This is a genomic window from Mesorhizobium sp. M7A.F.Ca.US.006.04.2.1, assembly GCF_004022915.1.
Lineage (GTDB): Bacteria > Pseudomonadota > Alphaproteobacteria > Rhizobiales > Rhizobiaceae > Mesorhizobium > Mesorhizobium ciceri.
Window position 1 is genome coordinate 1 of the sequence record NZ_RZQA01001669.1, and the last position, 420, is coordinate 420.

The window sequence follows — 420 nt, forward strand, 5'->3', positions numbered from 1 at the left end:
GTGGAAGTGCTGCTCGCGATTCTGCTGGCGGTGTATCTCGCTGGGATAGCGGAAATGCTTTCCCGCCGGCATCGCAAATGGCCGGTCGGCAAGACGCGGGTGGCAACCTTCCTGTTTGCGATCGGCGTGATCGGTCTCGCCCTCCTGTCGCCGATCGACGCTCTGTCGGACGAACTGTTTTCCGTCCACATGCTCCAGCATCTGATGCTCATCCTCGCCGCGGCGCCTCTGTTCGCGTTCTCGAATGCCCATCTCGTCATGCTTCGGGCGTTTCCGGTCGCGAGCCGCCGCGTGCTCGGACACGCCGTCGCGGCCATACCCGGCGTCAGGCAGGCGGCGCACAAGAGAGCCTCGGCGTGGATCGCCGCCGCCGCCTTCGTCGCCACGATGTGGTTCTGGCACGTTCCCGCCGCCTATGAC

The 420-nt window shown here is 65.5% G+C and carries 1 protein-coding gene; it reads left to right on the forward strand.

Annotated features, from left to right (window positions below; translation table 11 throughout):
- Positions 1-30 precede the first annotated feature (30 nt).
- Positions 31-420, forward strand: a 390-nt coding sequence (locus EN925_RS39320) for a cytochrome c oxidase assembly protein (RefSeq protein WP_281040722.1), incomplete at its 3' end; no start/stop codon positions are given.